At 72.4% G+C, this 6162-nt stretch carries 7 protein-coding genes; 1 reads left to right on the forward strand and 6 read right to left on the reverse strand.

Features of this window, described 5'->3' with window-relative positions; genetic code table 11:
- Positions 1–17: 17 nt before the first annotated feature.
- The 5 genes from ACZ45Z_RS20565 to leuE form a co-directional block, all read right to left on the reverse strand.
- Positions 18–956 (reverse strand): AraC family transcriptional regulator, encoded by a 939-nt coding sequence (locus tag ACZ45Z_RS20565; RefSeq protein ID WP_468364146.1) that lies wholly within the window; start codon positions 954–956, stop codon positions 18–20.
- A 38-nt stretch (positions 957–994) separates the two neighbouring features.
- On the reverse strand, positions 995–1918 hold the full coding sequence (locus tag ACZ45Z_RS20570; protein ID WP_468364149.1) for an NADP-dependent oxidoreductase: 924 nt from the start codon (positions 1916–1918) through the stop codon (positions 995–997).
- Between the two features lie 219 nt (positions 1919–2137).
- Positions 2138–3553, reverse strand: coding sequence for a glutamate decarboxylase (locus ACZ45Z_RS20575; RefSeq protein WP_468364152.1), 1416 nt, complete (start codon positions 3551–3553; stop codon positions 2138–2140).
- 15 nt (positions 3554–3568) lie between these two features.
- Entirely contained in the window at positions 3569–4192 is a 624-nt protein-coding gene (locus ACZ45Z_RS20580; protein WP_468364154.1) for a flavodoxin family protein, read from the reverse strand.
- Between the two features lie 81 nt (positions 4193–4273).
- On the reverse strand, positions 4274–4948 hold the full coding sequence (gene leuE, locus ACZ45Z_RS20585) for a leucine efflux protein LeuE (protein WP_468364156.1): 675 nt from the start codon (positions 4946–4948) through the stop codon (positions 4274–4276).
- A 174-nt stretch (positions 4949–5122) separates the two neighbouring features.
- On the opposite strand from leuE, the gene ACZ45Z_RS20590 reads away from it, so the two are divergent.
- Positions 5123–5527: a MerR family transcriptional regulator gene (locus ACZ45Z_RS20590; RefSeq protein WP_468364159.1), complete on the forward strand. Its 405-nt coding sequence runs from the start codon at positions 5123–5125 to the stop codon at positions 5525–5527.
- Between the two features lie 85 nt (positions 5528–5612).
- Here ACZ45Z_RS20590 and ACZ45Z_RS20595 read toward each other — a convergent pair.
- Positions 5613–6162 (reverse strand): hypothetical protein (locus ACZ45Z_RS20595; protein WP_468364161.1); only part of this gene is annotated, 550 nt, incomplete at its 5' end.

Below are 6162 nucleotides of genomic sequence, written 5' to 3' on the forward strand. Positions count from 1 at the left end.
CCCGTCGCGGACGGCTCCTAGGCCGCTCGCCGGTGGCGCCGGTAGCCGCCCGGGGCCACACCGTATTCCCGCTTGAACGCCTTGGCGAAGGCGAACTCCGAGCCGTATCCCGTGCGGGCGGCGACCGTCGTCAGCGGGGCGTCGGACTCGCGCAGCAGGCGGGCCGCGGTCGTCATGCGCCAGCGGGTCAGATAGGCCATCGGCGGTTCGCCGACCAGCGTGGTGAACCGCCGGGCGAAGGCGGCGCGGGAGAGTCCGGCCCGGTCGGCCAGCGACTGGACCGTCCACTGGGCCGAGGGGTCGTCGTGCAGGGCCGCCAGGGCGGGGGCCACCGCCGAGTCGCCCAGGGCCGCCGCCCAGCCCCGGGCGGCGGCCGGCGACTGGTCGTCGAGCCAGGCCCGCAGGATGTAGAGGAGCAGCGAGTCGATCAGGGTGGGCACGATGCCGTCCGAGCCGATGCGCGGGTTCTCCAGCTCGGAGCCGAGGAGTTGGACGGCGGCGCTCAGCTCCGGATGGCGGCCGTGCCGGGTGGGCAGATGGATCACCTCGGGCAACTGGCGCACCAGCGGGTGCGGGCGGCCCTGGTCCAGGTGGTAGTTGCCGCACAGCAGGCTCGTCCGGGGGCCGTCGCCGCCGATCGTGACCGTGCCGATCGGTGAACCCCCGTGGAACTGCTCCTCCTTGGGCTCCTCGGGCGGGGTGGAGGGATGGTCGGCGAGGACGTGGCCCCGCCCGTCGCGCAGGAAGACCACATCGCCGGGGTTCAGCGGGAGCGGCTTCAGGTGCGGCGGGGAATCCTCCAGGGGGATCAGCCAGCAGGTGCCGTAGAGCACCACGTGGAATCCGGCGCCGGCGACCGGTGGCAGCCGCAGGCCCCAGGGGGCGTGGCCGTTGGTCCGTACGGACGCCGGGCATCCGGTGCGCATCGAGGCCAGTGCCTCGGTGAGGATGTCCATCCGGCCTCGCCCCTCCCTGAGTCCGCGGTCCTTCCGGGTCAGACCGTCAGGACAATCTTGCCCTGTACGTGTCCCGCGCCGACCAGCTCGTGGGCCTTGGCGGCTTCCTCCAGCGGGAAGGTCTCCTCGACGTACGGCCGGATCAGGCCCGCGTCGACCAGCTCGGCGAGTGCTTCGAGCCCGGCCCGGTCCGGCTCGACCAAGATGCCGGCGAAGCGCCGGCCGGCGGCCTCGACGCGGGCGGCGAGCCGCGCGTCGTCGTGTTCGAGGACGCTGATCAGGACGCCGCCGGGGCGCAGCACGCCGAGCGACACCGCGCCCTGGGCCATGGAGTCGAGGACCACGTCGGCGTCCCGCACGGCCTCGGTGAAGTCGGTGGTCCGGTTGTCGATGACCTCGTCGGCGCCGAGGCCGCGGACGAAATCGTGCCGGGCCGCGCCGGCCAGGGCGATCACATGGGCGCCCCGTGCCTTGGCGATCTGCACCGCGAAGTGGCCGACGCCGCCGGCCGCCCGCTGGATCACCACCCGGTCGCCCTCCTTGACGCCCGCCGCCCGGACGAGGCCCTGCCAGGCGGTGAGCGCCGCGAGGGGGAGGGCGGCGGCGTGCACATGGTCGAGCGAGGCGGGCTTACGGGCCAGTTGGCGCGCGGGGGCGGCGACGTACTCGGCGTACCCGGTGGCGGCGCGGGGGAAGAACGGCATCCCGTAGACCTCGTCGCCCACCGCGAACCCGGCGCCGGGGCCCGCCTCCTCGACCACCCCGGAGATGTCCCAGCCCACACCGAACGGCGGCTCGCCGAGCAGCGGGTAGGCGCCGGACCGGACGGCCACGTCGACCGGGTTGACCGCACTGGCGTGGACCTTGACGAGGACCTCGCCGGCCTGCGGCTTGGGCCGCCCGGCCGCCACGAGCTCGAGGACCTCGGGGCCGCCGAAGGACTTCTGGACAATCGCGCGCACGGTAACTCTCCCTGGGCTGCGGCCGGTTGGTGCCCGGCTCGGTGTCCTGCTCGATGTCCTCAACCCTAGGGAGAGCGAACGAGCCGCAGAATGGCCTTCCGTCTCGGCTGCATGTCCCAGCGTCTCGCCGGAGGGCACTTTCGGGCATGCGGGTCTTCGTCGGCCGCCCCTGTCGGCAGGCCCTTTCGGCCGCCTCTCTCCCCGGCCGGCCCGCGCCGCTCAGTGGTGGAAGGCGGTCGCCACCGTCTCCGGGCGGCCCAGCGGGCCTGCCTGGCGCCGCAGTTCCGGCAGCAGCCGCTCCAGGTCCGCCAGGAACATCCCGGCGAGGTCGTGGGAGAAGCCGTTGCGGCACACCACCCGCAGGACGGAGAGGTCCTCGCGGTCGGGCGGGAAGGTGTAGGCGGGAATCAGCCAGCCGCGTTCCCTCATCCGGCGGGACACGTCGAAGACGTCGAAGGCGGTGATGTGGCCGGCGGTGGTGAAGGCGAAGACCGGCAGCTCGTCGCCCCGGGTGAGCAGCCGGAAGTCCTCCAGCGCGCTGATCCGCGCGGCCATCGAGCGGGCCACGTCCCGGGTCGCCCGCTGGACGGCGCGGAAACCGGACCGGCCCAGCCGCAGGAAGGTGTAGTACTGGGCGGCGACCTGCGCGCCGGGCCGGGAGAAGTTCAGCGCGAAGGTCGGCAGGTCGCCGCCGAGGTAGTTGACGCGGAAGACCAGCTCCTCGGGCAGCGCCTCGCGGTCCCGCCACAGCGCCCAGCCCACACCCGGGTAGACCAGGCCGTACTTGTGTCCCGAGGTGTTGATGGAGGCGACCCGCGGCAGCCGGAAGTCCCACACCAGGTCCGGGTCGAGGAACGGCGCGATCATGGCGCCGGACGCGCCGTCGACGTGCACGGGGATGTCCAGGCCGGTGCGCTCCTGGACCTCGTCCAGCGCCGCGCAGATCTCGGCCACCGGCTCGTAGGACCCGTCGAAGGTGGAGCCGAGCACCGCCACGACGCCGATGGTGTCCTCGTCGCACAGCGCGGCCGCGGACGCCGCGTCGAGGTGGAAGCGGTCGCCCGCCATGGGGACCTGGCGGGCCTCGACCTCCCAGAAGGCGCAGAACTTCTCCCAGCAGACCTGGACGTTGGCGCCCATGACCAGGTTGGGGCGGGCGGTGGCCGGATAGCGGTCCTCGTTGCGCCGCATCCACCGCCGTTTGAGGGCCATTCCCGCGAGCATGCACGCCTCGCTCGACCCGGTGGTCGAGCAGCCGATGGCCGTCTCCGCGTCGGGGGCGTGCCAGAGGTCGGCGAGCATCGCCACACACCGCCTCTCCAGCTCGGCGGTGCGCGGGTACTCGTCCTTGTCGATCATGTTCTTGTCCCGGCACTCGGCCATCACCACCCCGGCCTGCGGCTCCATCCAGGTGGTGACGAAGGTGGCGAGGTTCAGCCGGGAGTTGCCGTCCAGCATCAGCTCGTCGTGGACGAACTGGTAGGCGGCGTGCGGGGAGATCGGGTCGTCGGGCAGGGTGTGCTCGGGGGGCGCGGTGGTCATGCCGGAGGCCGGATCGGCCTCGCCGTAGAAGGGGTTGACCGGGTGCGCGGGGCGCGCGCGGTCGCCGCCGGGGACGCCTTTGTGCAGAGCCATCCGTCGCCGCTCCCGTCAACTCGTCCTGGACAGGCCGTGTTTGAGGGCCTTGGTGAATCTCACGACGCGTTCCGCCTGCCTCCGGGCGGCGGCGCGCGCCTCCTCGTCGACCGGGTTGTCCGGGCCGCCCACGTGCGAAGTGCCGTACGGATTGCCGTCCCCGGACCGCGCCGGGTCGGTGTGGCCGGGGGTGACGAGGACGCCGCCGAAGTGGTGGAGGGTGGCGTAGAGCGCGAGCAGGGTCGACTCCCGGCCGCCGTGCAGGGCGTCGGAGGCGGTGAAGCCGCTGTAGACCTTGTCGGCGAGCCGGCCGTGGCGGCACAGGCCGCCCAGGGTGTCGAGGAACTGCTTGAGCTCGGCGGTGACGTTGCCGAAGCGGGCGGGGGAGCCGAAGACCACCGCGTCCGCCCAGAGCATGTCCTCGGGCGTGGCTTCGAGGATGTCGGCGGTCAGGGCGGCGTTCGCGGCCCAGGCGGGGTTCGCGTCGATGGCGGCCTGCGGGGCGAGTTCGCCGGTCCGGCGCAGCCGTACGTCCGCGCCCGCGTGCTCGGCGGCGTCCGCGATGAGCCGGGCCAGCTCGGCGACGGTGCCGGTCGAGGAGTAGTAGATGACGGCGACGTGCACGTCGTGCGTCGGCATGGCCGCACCTCCCGGAACCCGTTGATTCCGACAATACGGGCGCGGGGGGTGCGGGGCCCGCCCGGTACGGCCGTCAGGCGGTCAGCCCGTGCTCGCCAGCGACAGCTTCGCCGCGAAGCCGAGGAACGCCGCCCCGGCGCCCGCCGACAGGCCGGCCGTCAGCCGCCGGCGGCGGCGGAAGGTCGCGGCCAGGTACGTCCCACCGAAGATCAGGATCGTCAGGTACGTGAAGCTGAACAACTGCGCCCAGGCGCCCAGCGCCAGGAACGACAGCACCGGGTGCGCGTAAGAGGGGTCCACGAACTGCACGAAGAAGGAGACGAAGAACAAGATCGCCTTCGGGTTGAGCAGGGACACCACCAGCGCCCTGCGGTACGGCCGCTCGGCGGCCGCCTTCGGCGCCGGGCCCCCGTCCGCGACCACCGCACCGGCCGTCTCCCGGGCCGCCCGCCGGTCGTGCCACAGCGACCAGGCACCGCGCAGCATCCCGACCGCCAGCCACGTCAGATAGCCCGCGCCGGCGAACTTCACGACGGCGAACAGCACCGGACTGGCCTGGAGCAGCGAGGCCACGCCGCCCGCAGACAGCGTCATCAGCACCGCGTCGCCGCACAGCACGCCGCCCGCCGCGCGGTACGCCACCCGGGGGCCGCGCCGGGCCGCGACGGAGACGACGTACAGCGAATTCGGCCCCGGCAGCAAGATGATCAGCGCCAGGCCCACCAGATACGTGGACAGATCCGTTATCCCCAGCATGACCGGAAGGATGCCATTACGGCCGCGGCCGCCTCATCCCGCTTTCACCATCCGGACGGGCGCCGGCAGGACGCGCACCGCGGCTCGTGCCGCGCGGCTTGCACCTCACGCGAGGTGAGGACCCATCGTGGAGCGCGTACCGAGAAGGGAGCGCGTACCGAGAAGGGAGCGGAAGTGAGCCGTTCGGCAGGGCAGGTCTATTCGGTGGGTCAGGTGGCCGGGTTCGCCGGCATCATGGTGCGCACCTTGCACCACTACGACGAGATCGGGCTGCTGGTGCCCGGCGAGCGCAGCCGGGCCGGACACCGGCGCTACGGCGAGGCCGATCTGGACCGGCTGCAGCAGATCCTGTTCTACCGGGAGCTCGGCTTCCCGCTCGACGAGGTGGCGGACCTCGCCGAGGATCACCGGCGGTTCATCAGCGGCGCGCACTACGACTGCACCTACGAGATGCACACCGCGCTCGGTGAGATGTACGTCGCCGACGAGCGGTTCACCGCGACCTACGAGGCGATCGCGGCCGGCCTCGCCGGATACCTGCGGGACGCGATCGTGGCCAACGCCGTCCGTCACCTGTGAAACGCCGTCCGTCACCTGTGAGCCGTGCGGGGCGGGGGGGCCCGGCCCCCCCGCCCCCCCCCCCCCGACACGCGGCGTTTCCGGGTTACGGCGTTGCCGGCACCACCTGCTGGCCGATGAAGTTGCGCTTGGCGTCGAAGTCATAGGCGATCTGCAACTGTCCCACATCCGGGCAGGCGTGGCAGTCGCGCAGCGGCGTGCGGTACAGCAAACGGATGCCACCGTTCTCCAGCGGCGAGGCGCCGGCCGACTGCGCCGGTGCGAACGGCGTGGCTTGCGGGTTGGCCTTCAGCAGTTCCTGCACAGTGGGGTCGGCACGCAGGGTGTCGTCCAACTGCACGGCATCCACATCGATGCGCTTGCCGCTGGCATCAACCAGACGGGTACCTTCATTGGTGTTGGCGCGGAACGGATACTCGACCGTGGCAATGCCCAGTCCTTCGTTCTCGTGCCAGGCGGTCACATAGGCCAACTCACCGCCGGTGGACAACTGCTCGGCGGCGGTGAGGGCCTCGGCACTGGCGCCACCGGCGCGCATCGCGTCGCGAAGGCAATCCCGGGTGGCCGCATTCTCGCCCTGGCGGCAGGCGTTGAGGTCGCCATCCCAGACCACCGCCTCGCTCCAGCGCATCTTG

It is taken from the genome of Streptomyces sp. NPDC031210 (assembly GCF_055570395.1).